Origin of the sequence: Arthrobacter sp. H-02-3 (assembly GCF_003097355.1) — a bacterium.
In the GTDB taxonomy this organism is placed as follows: Bacteria; Actinomycetota; Actinomycetes; order Actinomycetales; family Micrococcaceae; genus Arthrobacter; species Arthrobacter humicola.
Genome location: NZ_PYUI01000033.1, coordinates 13,560 through 29,168, shown reverse-complemented (window position 1 = coordinate 29,168; position 15,609 = coordinate 13,560). Strand labels below are relative to the sequence as shown.

The window sequence follows — 15,609 nt, the reverse complement described above, 5'->3', positions numbered from 1 at the left end:
ACCGGTTGGACTGGGCCTGGTAGATCGCGTTCATCGGCCCGATGCCCATCGAGACCGTGGGGAACTCCCAGAACGCGGGCATCAGCCGCGGGTGCGGGTAGGAGGACAGGGCGTGGCCCTCCTTGGACTTCTCCTGCCGGAACCCGTCCAGGTCCTCCTCGGACAAACGGCCCTCCATGAAGGCCCGGGCGTACATGCCGGGGGAGGCATGGCCCTGGAAGAAGACCTGGTCCCCGCCGCCGGGGTGGTCCTTGCCGCGGAAGAAGTGGTTGAACCCGACCTCGTACAGGGTCGCGGCCCCGGCATAGGTCGAGATGTGCCCGCCGACCCCGATGTCCGCCCGCTGCGCCCGGTGCACCATGACCGCGGCATTCCAGCGCAGCCAGGCCCGGTACTTCCGCTCGATCTCCTCGTCCCCGGGGAACGGCGCTTCCTGGTCCACCGGGATCGTGTTGACGTAGTCCGTGGTGGTCACCATCGGAACACCCACACTCTGCGCCCCGGCCCGCTGAAGCAGGCTCCGCATGATGTACTGGGCACGCTCGGTGCCCTGTTCCTGAATCAGGGTATCCAGGGACTCCAGCCACTCGGCGGTCTCTTCCGGATCACGATCAGGCAGCTGGTTTGTCAACCCGCTGAGGATATGGGAGGTATCTTCTCCTGCAGCCACGTCCAGCCTCTTTTCATCGTTGAATGGTTGGCTCAAGTTTTCATTCTGTGAGAAAACTTTCTTGCAATTCGAGATTATCGATGCGGCCCGGGGCTCGTCAACACCAGCGGCGCATCACCGCGGCCCTGCAGTCACAATCGAGCGGAAGGACCCCGCGTTGCTTGTTAACCGCGGCGTCGCTCAGGCCGAGGCGAGCAGCCTGCCCCAGCGCGGGGAGAGCAGCGGGGCGCCCGTCATCTTGAGGCAGTGCCACAGTGTCACGGCCACCGAGTCAAGCACGGGTACGCCCATAGCCGCTTCGATTTCCTCGGCAATGTTGGCGCCGTAAAGGTTGGTGCAGAGGTAGACGAGCGCGTCCGGGTTCGAAGCCGCGAGTTCCAGCGATCCGGGCCGCATTTCGGCGTCGGAGACCCGGGCAAATGATTCGTTGTCGCTCAGGCCGAGGAACCGGTGGTCAAGCGTCTTGATCCCGTCCCGTTCGTACGACGCCACGATCGCGCGGTTGACGTCCTCCGTATAGGGGGTGAACAGTCCGATCCGTTCGGTGCCGAAGGATCGGAAGGCCTCCATGTACGCCAGCGTGGAGGTGGTGGCGGGTATGCCGGTGGCGTCCTGTATTTCCTGGACGAGTTCGCGGTCGTGACCGGCGCCGAGCCACGAGCCCGAGGTGCCGTTCCAGGCGATGACGTCGACGTCGGCGGTGGCCAGGATCTCGGCGGCGGCCCGCATGACCGGGGCATCGAACTGCTTGTCCGAGGAATCGTCGAGGGCGATCCTCGTGACCTGGATCCTCGCGAAGTGGATGGTGACGTCGTCGCGGTCGCCCAGGATGCGGTAGCTCTGCGGTTCGAGGCAGGTGTTGGAGGACGGCACGATCATGCCGATGCGGGTAGGGCGGTTTGCGGAAGGCACGGGGGCTCCTAGCGGGTGGCGGGGACGGTGATGGGTGCGGAAGCGGCGCCGTCCGCGGCCTGGTGTTCACGGAATCCGTTGCGGGCCACGAAGCTTCCGACAGGGCCGGGGTCATGGAAGCCGTTGGCGTCGAGCACCACCCGTCCGGCTGACACCACGACGTCGGGCCAGCCCGTGAGCGTCCGGCCGTCGAATGGGGAGAAATCGGTCCCCATGTGCAGGGCGGCGCCGTCGACGGCGCGTTCCTGTGCCGGGTCGAACACGACGAGGTCGGCGTCGAACCCGGGAGCGATGATGCCCTTGCCCGGGAGGGCGTTGATCCGGGCCGGCCCGGCGGCGAACACTTCCACGAAATCCTCCACCCGGGCCGCTCCGCCGGCGGCGTCCATCATGGCGGTGAAGGTGACCGGCATGCGGGTTTCCACCCCGGGCAGGCCGTGCGGCATGGCCCGGATGTCATCGGTCCGCTCGCGCTTCTGCGCGAGGTCGTAGCAGGAGTGGTCCGAGGCCACGGTGTGGATGGCGCCGGCGGCAAGCCGGTCCCGCAGCGCGGCGACGGTCTCGGGGCTGCGCATCGGCGGGCAGCAGGCGTACCACTCGGGGAAGGACGTGCCGTAGACGGTGTCGTCCAGGGTGAGGTAGTGCGGGCATGTCTCGGAGTACGCCTCCTGGCCGCGGCTGCGGGCCTCGGCGACGAGATCCACGGCTCCCGGCGTGGACTGGTGCACAAAGTAGACGGGGGCGTTGGTATATTCGGCCATCGCCAGGGTCTCCTTGACCGAGATTTCCTCCGCGAGTTCAGGCCGGGTCCGGTGCAGGTGTTCAATGCTGATCCGGCCGTCGTCCGCGTGCTGCCGGGTGCAGTCGGCAATGATGGGGTCGTGTTCGGCGTGGATGTAGGTCAGGCCGTCGAGCCGGACCATCTCGCGCATGACCTTCAGAATGGTGTCGCCGTCGGCCATGGTGGTGCCCCGGTTGGTGGTGTACATCTTGACGGAACGGACACCTTCGGCGGCAAGCTGGTCGAGCTGCCAGGGCACGGTTTCGTCCCATTGGACAACCGAGCCGTGGAGGGCGACGTCGCAGCGGGACTCGCGGGCCAGTTCCTTTTTGTGCAGGACCGCGGCCAGCGGGGTCTCCCAGGCGTCGCGGGGGATGCCGAAGTCGATGATCGTGGTTGTGCCGCCCCAGAGGGCAGCCGTGGAGGTGGTGCGGTAGTCATCCAGGGTGCGGAACCGTCCGGTTACCTGGGCGACGTGACAGTGGCCGTCCACGCCGCCGGGAATCACCATCCGGCCGGCGGCGTCGATGGTCCGGGCGGCGGCGGGGACGGGTTCGGAAGCGTCCACGAGCTGGACGATCTTCCCGCCGTGCACCACGACGTGGGCAGCCTGGCGGCCGAAACTGTTGACCACGGTGCCATGGGCAATGACAAGGTCTGGGGCATGGGACATCGTTGTCCTCCTTCGAGGAAGAAGCTAGTGGGGCGGGGTTGTCAGCGGGGCTGGATTATCAGCGGGACCCGGCGCCTGCCCGGGCGGCGTTCTGCGCCGTCGTGAGGGCGGCGTCGAGGTTGTCCGAGAGCCCTCGGCGGGGCTTGGCCGGTGGCGGCGCGAAGGCGCCGGCCCGGTGCGGTCCGGACTGGAGGTTGACCACCGACTGTGCCATCTGGATGCCGGCGGAAATGCCGTCCACCACAGGGACGGGGATCTGGCCCGCTAGCTCGCGGGCAAGGCCGGCGAGCGGCGCGCCGGCGAGGATGACGACGTCGGCCCCGTCCTGGGTGACGGCCTGGCGGCTGAGTGCCAGCAGGGTCTCCTTGAAGTCCTGCTGGACGGAGCCGATGCCGGTGAGGGTCTCGTTGATGGACCGGATCGAGGCCAACCGGCCGCCGAGCCCGAAGCGTTCCACGCAGTCCAAGTACCAGGGTCGGATCCGGTCTGAGATGGCGATGATCGAGAACCGGTGACCCTGCAGTGCCGCGGCGCACAGGGCGGCCTCGGTGATCCCGATGACCGGGACGTCGACCAGTTCCTTCAGCGCGGGCATGCCGGGGTCTCCGAACGCCGCGACCACGACGCCGTCGATCCCGTTTTCGGTGCCGGGTCCGGACCCGTCGCGGGTGTACTCGGCGATGATTTCGGCGACGGCGCCGGCGGCGATCAGGGATTCAAAGCGGGTTTCAATGTATTCGACGCCGTGGCCTGCGGTGCGGACCAGCAGTTCCGTTCCGGGCGAGGCGGAGCGCCGGGCTTCGGATTCGATCAGCGCGGTGACGTCGTTGCTGATGTTGGGGTTGATGACGAGGAGTTTCATGTGTTCTTCCGATGAAGGGCGGGTTCCGTCCGGCGGAAATCCTCCGGAAACTGTTCCCGGTATTTGTCGATGTGCGACGCCGACTGGGCGGCCGCGCGGTCCGGGTCACCGCTGGCGATCGCGGCGTACAGGGCCCGGTGTTCCTCGATGAGTTCGGGGAGGTCGCTCACATGCCGGAACAGCCAGTGCATCCGGCCTTGGAGGGGTTCGAGCGCGGACTTGAGGAAGCCGTTGTCCGCGATCCGGGTGATGGCATCGTGGAATTCGCTGTTGGCCCGGTGGGCTTCCATGACGGCACCCCTGGCAAGGCAGCGGTCTGCTTCGTCCAACAGGGTTTGCAGCGCGCCGAGGTCCTCCGGCGTGGCGCGGGTCGCGGCCAGCCTGCAGGCCAGCACCTCGAGCGACTGGCGGACGTCGAAGAGATCCTCCACGTCTTTGGGGCTGAGCGTGCTGACTTCGGCCCCCCGCGCGCCGCGGTCGCTGACCAGGCCTTCCTGGCGCAGCATGCGCAGCGCTTCGCGGACCGGGAGGCGCGAGACGTTGAATTCGGCGGCGAGGTCGCGCTCCACCAGCCTGGTGCCGGGAACGTAGTGCCCTTCAAAGATCCTGGTGCGGAGGGTGTCCCGGACAGCCTCCCGGAGGGGGCGTTCCTTGTCCTGGGGTTCTTCAGCGGTAAGCATGGTGCTCCATTCGGGTTCTATTGGCACTGCGTTCCCGGCTCCGGGAACAGGTGTTGCGTGGCCTAGCTTAGACAGGGAGCCGCTTGTTGTAGTTCAGCGTCAGTACGGATGCTCCCATGATGATCGCCGAACCCACGAAGTACAGCAGTGCCCACGTGTACGAGCCGGTGGCGCCGACGATCAGGCCGACGGCGATCGGGGTGACGAAGCCGGAGATGTTGCCGCTGAAGTTCATGGCGCCGCCCAGGACACCGGCGTTGGTCCGGCCGCCCAGGATGGAGGGGATGCTCCAGAAGAGGCCCACCCAGCGCAGGAAGAACATCACGACGGAGAGGAGGACCACCGCCGTCGTCGGGTCCGGCACGACGGTGACGCCGACAAGCCCGCCGATCACGACGACGCTGGAGATGCCCAGGAGGGTGCGCATGACCCGGTTGGCCGAGGCGCCGGCGGCCCTCCACTTGTCCGCGATGGTGCCGCCGAGGATTTCGCCGACGAATCCGGCGCCGAAGATCACGAAGGTGGACCAGCCGATGGTCTTCAGGTCAAAACCCTTGGCCTGTGACAGGTAGAGCGGGCCCCACGTGAGCAGGCCGTAGAAGACTCCGTTGAAGCCCAGCCAGCCGAAGCACATGGCCCAGAAGGAGCGGAATTTCAGGTAGGGGAGCAGGGCACGCTTTCCCTTGCTGCCCTCGAGTTCGGCTTCGGCGTCCTCCGCGGCGTGGGAGGCCTCGAGGTACTCGGCCTCGGCGTCGTTGACTCCGCGGTGCTGGCGCGGGTTGTCCCGGACGTACCACCACACGGCGAGGCCCATGAGGACGGTGGCGACGCCGGCGATGATGAACGAGCTCCGCCAGCTGCCCGTCGATGCGATCAGGCCTGCGATGAGAAGGCCGCCCAGCCCGGCGCCCAGCGGGGCGCCGGCGTCAAGGATGGTTGCGCCGCGGCCGCGTTCGGATTTGTGCATCCAGATGGCGTTCAGCTTTCCGCCCGCCGGCATGACTCCGGCCTCGGTGACGCCGATGCCCAGGCGGGCGATGAACATGCTGAGGAAGCCGCCGGCCAGGCCCGAGGCTGCCGTGGCGGCACCCCAGCCGACGCAGGACGCGGTCATTACCTTGCGCGGGCCGAACTTGTCGATCAGCAAGCCGACGGGGATCTGCATGAGGGCGTAGGTCCAGAAGAAGGCCGAGAGCAGGAGGCCCACGAGCTCCGGGGCCATGTTGAATTCCTTCTGGATGATGGGCAGGGCTACCGAGATGGAGCCCCGGTCAATGTAGTTCACGGACACGAGGACCAGCAGGAGGAGGAACATTTTCCAGCGGACATTGGTGCGCCGTTGCACGCGGTCCTTGGGGCTTGCGGCGTCAGCGTGTGGTGCTGAGGTTTCCTGTACGGGGGGTTCGGTATTTCGAAGAGACACAACTTCTCCTTCAGAGAGAGAGGAAAAATGCCGGAGGGTGAGAGATTCAATTCGTTCGCGGGCCAGGAGGCCGGGGTGTGGGGCGTCCTGTGCGCGGGCTTCCCGGTGCTGCTGTGGGGGCTGATATCTGGCCTGACATCAGGTGCGGAACCCAGGGGAGTCGGGGCCCGGGCAAGCTTGCTTGTTTTGGGATCCCAATTTGGGATCCCAAAATTGAGAATAGAAGTGACGCGGGCCACTGTCAAGGGATGCGGGCCTGCCCGTTGCGTTCGAGCGAAGAATGTCGTTTGTGACTGGGGCGGGGTTCCACTGTGGGGCGCCCGGGCGGGGCGCCAGGGTTGCGGAGGACGGGGGCCGGGGGCCGGGGTGCCGGAGTTCCGGCGATGCTGTGCGGGCCGTGCCTGGGCATGGCTTCGCCCCGCCATCCGACAGGGAGCCTGTTCCCGGTGTGATTCGGGGTGGATGGCGGAGCGGGCGTGCGCCTAATAACGGCCCGAGGGTTTGGTTAGCTGCCGCGGTACGTGGAGTAAGCGAAGGGGCTCAGCAGGAGCGGGACATGGTAGTGGTCCTGGGATTCGGACACCGCGAAGGTCAGCGTGACCTCGGGGAAGAAGGTCTCGGTCCCGGCGGCCTCGTAGTAGCGTCCGGTGTCGAAGCCCAGCCGGTACGTGCCGGACGGAAGCTTGTCCGGGCCGAGGGACTTGATGCGGCCGTCGTCATCCGTGGCGCCTGCCGCGATCTTGACCCAGCGCTCGCCGTCGAGCCTGTGGAAGGTGACGGCGACACCGGCGGCGGGCTTGCCGGTGCCGGTGTCCAGGACGTGGGTGGTGACGTGGGAGGTGCTCATGTGCCGATCAGTCCTTCGAGTCGGAGTACCGCGATTTCGCGCAGCTGCTGGCCGATGATTGTTTGTTCCTGTTCCGGGGTGTGCGCGAGCCTGGTGTTGAGGGCGGCGAGGATTTCCTCCCGGCTGCGGCCGGCGGCGCGGATCAGGAAGACCTGGCCGAATTTTTCTTCGTAGCTCCGGTTCCCCTCGGCGATGGCCGCCGCAACGGCCGGGTCCGGAGTGCCCAGGCCTGCCTGCTCCGACTGGGAGAGCCGGGCCTCCGTGCTGTTTCCTGCGGCCCGTTCGCCGATGCGTGGATGGTGGGCCAGGGCGGCCTCCACCTCCTGCCCGGTAAAGGGTTCCGCCGCACGGTTGGCCGCTTCCAGAAGGCTCGCGGCGCTGCCGAAGGGCCGGCCCTGGACGATCTCCTCGATCCAGCGCTCTATGTCCAGGCAGGGTCGCAGCGCGGCCGCGGCCTCGGCACGTCCGACCGCGTTAAAGTCTTCCAACAGCATGTGCCAGATCCTTTGTGTCAATGCTGGCATCCACGGCGTAGGGCTATACGGACAAGATATTCGTATCGTGGAACTGTTATTTCAGCATATGCAAAAGATTGAACCGTACCGTGTGCCGGGTGTCAACCGGCGGCCGGATTCCGCGGCGGATTCCGGTGACCGCTACGGAAACGGACAGGCGCACCCCGGATCCGGGGCGCACTTGTCTGAAATCGTCGCGAAAACGGCTGGGCTCAGCCGTGAATCGTTGCGACGTCGCTCTTTTCCCAGTCCCCGCGGTGCGCATTCCGCCCTGGTGTGTTGTCTCCGGTGCCTGCCGGCTCTCCCGGTTTTAGCTCGCCCGTTCGCAATGGGCGGCTCGCCTCCGGATTCTGCCCGGCGTAGGTGCGGGGTCCGGTACTTCCATCGTCCGCCCGCAACGGCCCCCAATCCACCCCTCGTGAGCGACTTCTTCCTGGTGCAACGGATTTGCTGGTCATATACCCCTGGGGGTATGCTGAACACCTTAGACCCACCGACAGAGGAGTACCCGGATGTGCCGTGCAGTTGCCTGCAAGAAGTGCGGAAAGACCACCTGGGCCGGTTGCGGCCAGCATGTTGACCAGGTCATGCGGGGCGTCCCCAGTGCCGACCGCTGCCGCGGCCATGAGGGCGAAACCAGCCCCAAAACCACCACCAAGACCGGCTTCTTCGCCAAGCTGTTCGGCCGGTAGACGCCAGCAGAATCCGCCGGCGAGTGCTGCCGGCTGTGTAGGCCGAGGGCGCTACCCCAGGCGGTAGCCGGCGTCGCGGGCGGTGAGGATGCGGTCTGCGCCGATCTTCAGCTGCAACTGCCGCACATGCACGTCCACCACGTTGGACGTGCCGTCGAAGTCGCGGCCCCAGACGTGGCTGAGCAGTTGTTGCCGGCTCAGGACCTGTCCCGGGTGCAGCAGGAACATTTCCACCAAGGCGAATTCGCGGGCGGAGAGCTCCACTGTCCTGCCATCGACGCTGACCGTGAGGGCGTGCAGGTTCAGCTCCAGCGGGCCGTAGCGCATGATGCTGCCCCTAAGCGGATCGCCGGCGTCGGCTGCGCGTAGCCGGGCCCGGACGCGGGCCTCCAGTTCCTCGAGGGGAAACGGCTCGACGATGCAGTCGTCGGCGCCGCCCTCCAGCGCTTCGAGAGTATCCGCGGGTGACCCGGGGGCCGTGAGGAAGATGACCGGGATCCCCGCCTGCCTGTGGCGTAGGGCCGCCAGGACAGCGAAGCCGTCAAGCCGGCGAAGCCCTGCAGCCAGGAGCAGGAGATCGAATTCGCCGCTGGCCGCCAGGTCCACTGCCGTGACGGAGTCGGCGACCACGCTCGGGGCGTAGCCGGCCGCGCGCAGGCCCTCTTCGACGAAGCGGGACATGCGTTCGTCGTCTTCGGCTATGAGGATGCGGATCATGGCGACTCCCAGGAACAGCCCGGCTCCGGACGGTCCGCCACGTCCGTGCGCATCGGCGCGGTGCAGTCCGCGCGAAGCCGGACGCTGGAAAAATTGCGCCGTCGCTTACGTGAACCGGGAGGGCTTCCGGGGCCTTCTTTCATCCTGCCCCTGTAACGGTGCGTGCGCCACCCTTGAACGGTTGATATTCGGACTATTAACCGTCCGCGTGCTGCTACTGCCCGAACAGGGCACCGGTGAGCTGATGCGTCAGCTCGTGGATGAGGTCCAGACGGGCCGCGCTGTCGGCGTCGTCCGGGCCCCACGTGTAGATGACCACCGCGTAGGAGCGGTCGCCCGCACTGAGCAGCGCGGCGTCGTGGACGTATCCTTCCACCACGCCGTACTTGTGGTGGACGGTGATTTCCGGGGAGACCGCCGCCGGGATGAGGTCCTCATCATTGGTGTGCTGCATGTAGCCCAGCAGCTCCGCGGTGTGCCCGGTATTGAGGAGCTTGCCCGTGGAGAGTTGCTGGAGGAGCCGGGCCATGTCGGCCGGGGCCAGGAGGTTTTGCTCGGGATCGTAGGTGATGCCCAGGGTGGCGGCGAAGTCGCTCAGTCGGGGGTAGCCGATATCCTGCATCAGCAGGATCCACGAGTCGTCGCTGCTGGTGTTGATCATGGCCTTGAGCTGGAACGCGGCCGTGAACGCGCCCAGTTGAGTATCGAGCGACTTTTCGCCGGTTTCCACGAGGTGGTAGTAGGCGGCAGCCGTCAGGACCTTCGCCGTGCTCGCCGCCGTGTATGGTGCCACATCGCCGTAGCTCTGCAGCGCTCCGTCGCTGGTGTCCATGATGGCGACGCCGATCCTGTGATCGGGGTGTCCGCCAATGATCCGCTGGATCTCGGCGGGGAGGTCGACGGCGGCGCGGGGCGAGGGCGCCGGCGCCGCGGCTGACTGGCTTCGCGCCTGCCTGTGGCTGACGGTCAGGAAGTCGCCCTCGGGCGACGGTCCGGTGCGGATGGCACCGAAGACGACGACGGCGGCCAGCACCAGCACGGCGGCGGCCCAAACCAGAATCACGTTCCGGCGGTGGTGAGGCGCGGCCGGCCGCGGGCCCGGAGTCGTCATGTGCGTGGGCCCTCCGGACTTAACTGGGTGCTCAGCACACGCGTGCTGGGGCGGATCGTTTCGACAGGTTCTTGACTGGCAAGGGTGGTGTCTCCGACGTTAGGCGCGGCCGCAGGCGAAGTCCACGGACCGCGCGGGGCGCCGCCCGAAGTCTTTCCAAAGTCCTAGGAGCGCAGCTGGTGCGGGGCGATCTGCAGGTGGTGCTCCAGGACGTAGTCGGCGATCGCCAGGGCGGAGGTCGCCGCCGGGGAGGGCGCATTGCGCAGCAGTGTGACGGCGCCCAGCCTGTCCACGGCGAAGTCGTCCAGCAGGGAACCGTCGGCAGCCCACGCCTGGGCGCGGACTCCGGCGCCGGCTTTCCTGGCGAGGTCGCCGGGTTGCAGTTCGGGCAGGAACTGCCGGGCCTGGCGGAAGTACAGCGGTTTGAGCAGCGACGCCGAGATTTCCCGGGCGCCCATCCGCCAGTGCTGCCGGGCCAGGGCCGGGGCGCCGGGCCACCGGAGCGAGGCCAGCGTGTCCGGCAGGGACACCTTGGCCCACGAGTAGCCCTCCCGGGCCAGGGCCGGCACCGCGTTGGGGCCCACATGGACGTCGTCGTACACGCCGCGGGTGAAGTGCACGCCCAGGAACGGGAAGCGCGGGTCCGGGACCGGGTAGATCATGCCCCGGACCAGGTGGCTCCGGGCGGCGGCCATCACCCAGTACTCGCCGCGAAACGGCAGGATCGCAGGCGACGGGCTGGCCCCGACCATCCTGGCCACGACGTCCGACTGCAGTCCGGCGCACACCACCAGCCGGTCGAAGATGTGCGTGGCGGCCGGTGTGGAGACGTGCACGGCGCCGCCGGCATTGTTGACGGCCGTCACCTCCTGGCCCAGGAGCACGGATCCGCCGCCGCTCCGCACATCCTGCGCCATGGCTTCGGTGATGGCGGCGTAGTCCACGACGGCGGTGTGCGGTGAGTGGACGGCCGCGACGCCCGCGGCGTGCGGCTCGACCTCGCGCAGTTCCGCCCGGGTGAGCCGTCTCATGTCCGGGACGCGGTTCTCCCGGGCGCGGCGCTCGATCTCAGCGAGCCGCGGCAGTTCCGCCTCGGTCACCGCGACCACCAGCTTGCCGAGCTCGCGGTACGGCAGGCCCTTGTCCCGGCAGAAGTCACGGGTGAGGGCCCGGCCGCGGGCGCACAGGACGGCCTTGAGGGATCCCGGCTGATAGTAGAGGCCGGCATGCACCACGCCGGAGTTGTGGCCTGTCTGGTGCGCGGCCACCCGGTGCTCCTTTTCCAGGACCGTGACGTGGAAGTCCCCGGTCCGGACCAGGGCACGGGCAATCGCCATGCCCACGATCCCGCCGCCGATGATCCCGATCCGAGCCGCCACGCGCGCCGCCTTCCCCTGCACTCCAACGCCTGTTGTTGTGGACCCTATCCCGAACGGCGCCCGGATGTCAGGGGAGTCCGCGCCGTGAGGCACGGCCGGCGGTTCTACTACGCTGGCAATCATGACCCGGAATATTACTGTCAGCCTGCCGGACGCCGCATTGCGTGAATACCTTCAGCCGCACCCGGACGTCACCGTCCTGGAATGGGACTTCGCCGGTGAGCCGCCCCGCCCGCGGATCGACATCGTGGTGCCGCCGTACATGGGCGGCCCGCAGGTCCTGCAACGCCTGGAAACCGTGGACACGGCGCTGGTCCAGAGCCAGTCGATCGGGTACGACGGCGTGGCGGACTTCCTGCCCTCCGGCAGGGTCTTCGCCAACGCAGCCGGTGTCCATGAAACCTCCACCGCGGAGCTGGCGCTGGCCCTCATCCTGGCCAGCCAGCGCGAGTTCCCCCGCCTCATCCGGAACCAGCAGGAGGGCCGGTGGGATGCCCGGCCCACCGCCAGCCTGGCCGACCGCCGCGTGCTGATCGTTGGCTACGGCGGGGTGGGCAAGGCGATCGAGGACCGGCTCCTTCCGTTCGAGACCAGCGTGACCCGGGTGGCCAGCAGGGAACGGACGGACGAACGCGGCCCCGTTCACGGCATTGCGGAGCTCCACGCGCTGCTGCCGGAGCACGACATCGTGGTGGTGGGGGTTCCGCTCAGCGACTCCACCCGGCACCTCGTGGACGACGCCTTCCTCGCGGCCATGCCCGACGGCGCCCTGCTGGTGAATGTGGCCCGCGGCCCGGTAGCGGACACCGACGCCCTGGTCCGGCACACAGCCACCGGCCGGATCCGCGCCGCGCTGGACGTCACCGATCCCGAGCCCCTGCCGCAGGACCACCCGCTGTGGCGGACCCCGGGCGTCATCATCAGCCCGCACGTGGGCGGGGCGAGCTCGGCGATGCGGCCGCGGATGGGACGGCTGCTCCAGCGGCAGATCGACCTGATGCTGGCGGGCGAGCCGCCGGCGAACGTAGTGCTGAACGGCTGACGGCCCCTACTCGGCCGCGCGGGCTCCGTAACAATCGGCCACGCCCCGGGGAAATTTTTCGTGCGCTGGTCATGACCGGTGGGGCGGGAGTCCCGTCATGCCCAGCCGCCGGAAGTAACGCTGGCTTCATGCTGCCCTCTGAAGGGTGCCCGGGTGTGTCCCGGGACGGCCGCAAATGACCGCGTGCGTCCGCCGGGTTACACACTGCTTCCTGATGCGTCTCCTCGGGTACTTCTTTCTTTCTGATGCGGTTTTCGTCGGCCGGTTACGTGCGGTTTCTCTGGATGTCCGGGGCCCTGTCGGCCGGGATTCATCTCTGCTCTCATGGTGGACACGAGCCGGCCGGTCCGGTTCGCACCATCGAATCCAGAAAGAATCCGCTATGAAAAACCGACTCTTACCTGCAAGATTTTTCCCCGCGTTGGGCATGGCCGCGGCCGTGGCGGTCTCGCTGGTGGTGTCCGGTTGCGGCGGCCCGGCGGCCGCTCAGGCCCCGGCGGGGAGCACGCCCGGTACGCCCGAAGTGACAGAACTCCGCTACGAGGGCTCGGCCAACAGTGTCACGCTGCCCGAGCTGGCGGAGGACCTCGGTTACCTCGGGAACGTGAAGCTGAACTGGGTGGGCAACACCATCAGCGGCCCGGCAAGCATCCAGTCAGCCGCGACAGGCGCAACTGACTTCGGCGGCGCCTTCTCCGGCGCCGTGGTGAAGCTCATCGAAGCCGGAGCCCCGGTCACCGCGGTGATCAATTACTACGGCGAAGACGAGAAGACCTTCAACGGCTTCTACGTCACCCAGGACAGTCCCATCCGGACGCCACGGGATCTGATCGGCAAGAAGATCGCCGTCAACACGCTGGGCGCCCACTCGGATGCCGTGATCAACAGCTACCTGAAGAAGAACGGACTCAGCCAGGACGAAATCAAGCAGGTGCAACTCGTCGTCGTTCCGCCGAACGACACCGAGGAGGCCATCCGCCGCGGACAGGTCGACGTCGGGGCACTCGGCGGAGTGCTGCAGGATAACGCTGTCGCCAAGGGCGGCCTGCGGTCCCTGTTCAACGACTACGAACTCTTCGGAACCTTCGCCGGCGGCCAGATCGTCCTGCGCAAGGACTTCATCGAGAAGAACCCGGAAACCACGAAGATCTTCACCACGGGCGTGGCCAAGGCCATTGAGTGGGAACGCAGCACGCCCCGTGGCGAGGTGATCGCGCGGTTCACGAGCATCATCGACAAGCGCAAGCGCTCCGAGAGCACCGCAACCCTGAAGTACTGGAAGAGCGTCGGTGTCCCGTCCAAGGGCGCCATCAGCGATGAGGACTTCAGCCGTTGGAACGCCTGGCTCAAGGACACCGGCGTCGTCAGCGGCGATATCACCCCGTCCAAGTACTACACGAACGACTTCAACGGGCTGCTGAAGGGGGCGGCGTCGTGACCCGCGGTACGGGCCCGACGCCGAAAATCAGTCTGCGGAACGTCGGGAAGGAGTTCACGGTCCGGCCCAGCAAGGAGCAGCCCGAGGGCTCCACCCTGACGGCGTTGGAGGGCATCACCCTGGACGTCGCCGCGGGCGAGTTCATCACGCTGGTCGGTCCGAGCGGATCCGGCAAGACCACCCTCCTGGACCTCCTGGCCGGGCTCACCCGGCCCGACACGGGCCAGGTGCTCGTGGACGGCAAGGAAATTACCGGCCCGGGCCGGGATCGTGCCGTCGTCTTCCAGCAGTACGCCCTCTTCCCATGGCGCACCGCAGCCGCCAACGTCGCCTTCGGCCTCGAAGGACCCGGCAGCGACGGGCGGCGGCTGAGCCGCAAGGAGCGTGCGGAGAAGGCCCGCGAATATCTGGACCTGGTGGGACTGTCCGGCTTTGAGGACCGGTACCCGCATGAGCTCTCCGGCGGCATGAAGCAGCGCGTGGCGATCGCCCGGAGCCTCGCGTATGAGCCGGACATTCTTCTCATGGATGAACCGTTCGCGGCGCTGGACGCCCAGACCCGCGAGCAGCTCCAGGAGGAACTCCTGCGTATCTGGCGGTCCACGGGCAAGACCATCATTTTCATCACCCACGGCATCGACGAGGCCGTGTACCTGGGCCAGCGGGTGGCCGTGCTCAGCTCCCGCCCCGGCCGGCTCAAACAGGTCGTGGACATTGATCTGGGGGACCGGAGCGGTGACGGGGATGTCCGCTCCGACGCCGTCTTCGTCCAGCACCGGCACAAGGTCTGGTCGCTGCTGCACGAGGAGGTCCGGAAGGCCCAGAAAGCCGGGCACGCCAAAATCCGGCCGGACGGGTCAGCACCCGACGAGGCACCCCAACTCGGCAAGGGCCAGCTCAGCAAAGGGCAGCTCAGCAAGGAAAGGGCAGCCTGATGACCGCTCCAACATTGACCAAGGCCACCGGCGGGGCTCCAGCCGCGCCTCCGGCCGCTGCCATCCCGGCGGCCGGCACCGGGCAGATCCCGCCGCCCCGGGCAACCAGGCGGCTTGCCTCCCTGATCCGTGCCGGTGCCCGCACCGCCGGCCGCGGGATCTGGGCCTCGGGCGCCATCCTGCTGTTTCTTCTGCTCTGGGAATTCGGGCCTACGTACCTCGCTTCGGCCTCGACCAGGGTTTTCCTCCCTCCGCTCCATGAGGTCCTGCGGGCCCTGGGTTCCCTCATTGCCAAGGGCCAGCTGCAGGACCATCTGGCGGCAAGCCTGACCCGGTCCGCCATCGGCTTCGGCATCGCCGTTGTGGCCGCCGTCGCTCTTGGCCTGCTGGTCGCCTGGTACCGGTCCCTTGACCGGTTCCTGAACCCGCTGCTGGAGGTCTTCCGGAACACGGCCGCGCTGGCCCTGCTTCCGGTCTTCACCCTCCTACTCGGCATCGGGGAGACATCCAAGATCAGCATCGTGGCGTACGCCGCGTTCTTCCCCGTGCTGCTAAACACCATCGCCGGCGTCAGGACCGTGGATCCGCTGCTCATCCGCGCCGCCCGTTCGCTGGGGCTGTCCAACTTCCGGCTGTTCCAGAAGGTCATCCTGCCCTCGGCGGTGCCGACCATCTTCACCGGAATCCGGATGGCGGGAACGTCCTCAATCCTGGTGCTCATCGCCGCGGAAATGGTCGGCGCCAAGGCCGGCCTCGGGTACCTGATCGTCAACGCGCAGTCCAGTTTCCTGATCCCGGACATGTACGCCGGGATCCTGACCGTCGCACTGCTCGGCCTGCTGGTCAACTACCTGCTGGTCGCCGTCGAACGGCACTTCTCCCGGTGGCGGACCGCCGTCGGATCCCAATCAAACTAAGCCAGCCAAGCTCAC

15 protein-coding genes and 1 pseudogene are annotated in these 15,609 nt (G+C 67.5%); 5 read left to right on the top strand and 11 right to left on the bottom strand.

Annotated elements, in window-relative coordinates:
• The 8 genes and pseudogenes from C9424_RS20660 to uraD form a co-directional block, all read right to left on the bottom strand.
• A pseudogene (locus C9424_RS20660) lies at positions 1–670 on the bottom strand (pyruvate dehydrogenase (acetyl-transferring), homodimeric type); the annotation flags it as partial.
• Positions 671–850: 180 nt separating this feature from the next.
• Positions 851–1,582, bottom strand: a complete 732-nt coding sequence (locus C9424_RS20655; protein ID WP_116768709.1) for a maleate cis-trans isomerase family protein — start codon at positions 1,580–1,582, stop codon at positions 851–853.
• An 8-nt stretch (positions 1,583–1,590) separates the two neighbouring features.
• On the bottom strand, positions 1,591–3,036 hold the full coding sequence (locus C9424_RS20650) for an amidohydrolase family protein (RefSeq protein WP_116768708.1): 1,446 nt from the start codon (positions 3,034–3,036) through the stop codon (positions 1,591–1,593).
• 58 nt (positions 3,037–3,094) lie between these two features.
• Positions 3,095–3,898 (bottom strand): aspartate/glutamate racemase family protein, encoded by an 804-nt coding sequence (locus C9424_RS20645; protein WP_116768707.1) that lies wholly within the window; start codon positions 3,896–3,898, stop codon positions 3,095–3,097.
• A complete protein-coding gene (locus C9424_RS20640) occupies positions 3,895–4,578 on the bottom strand; it encodes a GntR family transcriptional regulator (protein WP_116768706.1) in 684 nt (227 codons plus the stop codon). Before C9424_RS20640 ends, C9424_RS20645 begins: the two co-directional genes overlap by 4 nt.
• Positions 4,579–4,645: 67 nt before the next feature.
• Positions 4,646–6,001: an MFS transporter gene (locus C9424_RS20635; protein ID WP_116768705.1), complete on the bottom strand. Its 1,356-nt coding sequence runs from the start codon at positions 5,999–6,001 to the stop codon at positions 4,646–4,648.
• Positions 6,002–6,506: 505 nt separating this feature from the next.
• Positions 6,507–6,848 (bottom strand): hydroxyisourate hydrolase, encoded by a 342-nt coding sequence (gene uraH / locus C9424_RS20630; RefSeq protein WP_116768704.1) that lies wholly within the window; start codon positions 6,846–6,848, stop codon positions 6,507–6,509.
• Complete coding sequence (uraD, locus tag C9424_RS20625) at positions 6,845–7,342, bottom strand: 2-oxo-4-hydroxy-4-carboxy-5-ureidoimidazoline decarboxylase (RefSeq protein WP_116768703.1); 498 nt, start codon at positions 7,340–7,342, stop codon at positions 6,845–6,847. The genes uraH and uraD overlap by 4 nt, the downstream gene beginning before the upstream one ends.
• Positions 7,343–7,875: 533 nt before the next feature.
• Between uraD and C9424_RS20620 the strand changes: the two genes are divergently transcribed.
• Complete coding sequence (locus C9424_RS20620; RefSeq protein ID WP_116768702.1) at positions 7,876–8,055, top strand: hypothetical protein; 180 nt, start codon at positions 7,876–7,878, stop codon at positions 8,053–8,055.
• A 51-nt stretch (positions 8,056–8,106) separates the two neighbouring features.
• Here C9424_RS20620 and C9424_RS20615 read toward each other — a convergent pair whose 3' ends face one another.
• From C9424_RS20615 to lhgO, 3 genes are all read right to left on the bottom strand, one after another.
• Positions 8,107–8,772, bottom strand: coding sequence for a response regulator transcription factor (locus tag C9424_RS20615; protein WP_116768701.1), 666 nt, complete (start codon positions 8,770–8,772; stop codon positions 8,107–8,109).
• 214 nt (positions 8,773–8,986) lie between these two features.
• Complete coding sequence (locus C9424_RS20610) at positions 8,987–9,883, bottom strand: serine hydrolase (RefSeq protein WP_116768700.1); 897 nt, start codon at positions 9,881–9,883, stop codon at positions 8,987–8,989.
• A 164-nt stretch (positions 9,884–10,047) separates the two neighbouring features.
• Positions 10,048–11,262 (bottom strand): L-2-hydroxyglutarate oxidase, encoded by a 1,215-nt coding sequence (gene lhgO, locus C9424_RS20605; protein WP_237563597.1) that lies wholly within the window; start codon positions 11,260–11,262, stop codon positions 10,048–10,050.
• A gap of 121 nt (positions 11,263–11,383) precedes the next feature.
• On the opposite strand from lhgO, the gene C9424_RS20600 reads away from it, so the two are divergent.
• From C9424_RS20600 to C9424_RS20585, 4 genes are all read left to right on the top strand, one after another.
• The gene (locus C9424_RS20600; RefSeq protein ID WP_116768698.1) at positions 11,384–12,304 is read left to right on the top strand and encodes a 2-hydroxyacid dehydrogenase; all 921 of its coding nucleotides are present in this window, start codon (positions 11,384–11,386) and stop codon (positions 12,302–12,304) included.
• Positions 12,305–12,686: 382 nt separating this feature from the next.
• Entirely contained in the window at positions 12,687–13,742 is a 1,056-nt protein-coding gene (locus tag C9424_RS20595; protein ID WP_116768697.1) for an ABC transporter substrate-binding protein, read from the top strand.
• Positions 13,739–14,677, top strand: coding sequence for an ABC transporter ATP-binding protein (locus C9424_RS20590; protein ID WP_116768696.1), 939 nt, complete (start codon positions 13,739–13,741; stop codon positions 14,675–14,677). Before C9424_RS20595 ends, C9424_RS20590 begins: the two co-directional genes overlap by 4 nt.
• The gene (locus C9424_RS20585) at positions 14,677–15,594 is read left to right on the top strand and encodes an ABC transporter permease (RefSeq protein WP_116768695.1); all 918 of its coding nucleotides are present in this window, start codon (positions 14,677–14,679) and stop codon (positions 15,592–15,594) included. The genes C9424_RS20590 and C9424_RS20585 overlap by 1 nt, the downstream gene beginning before the upstream one ends.
• The last annotated feature ends 15 nt before the right edge of the window (positions 15,595–15,609 follow it).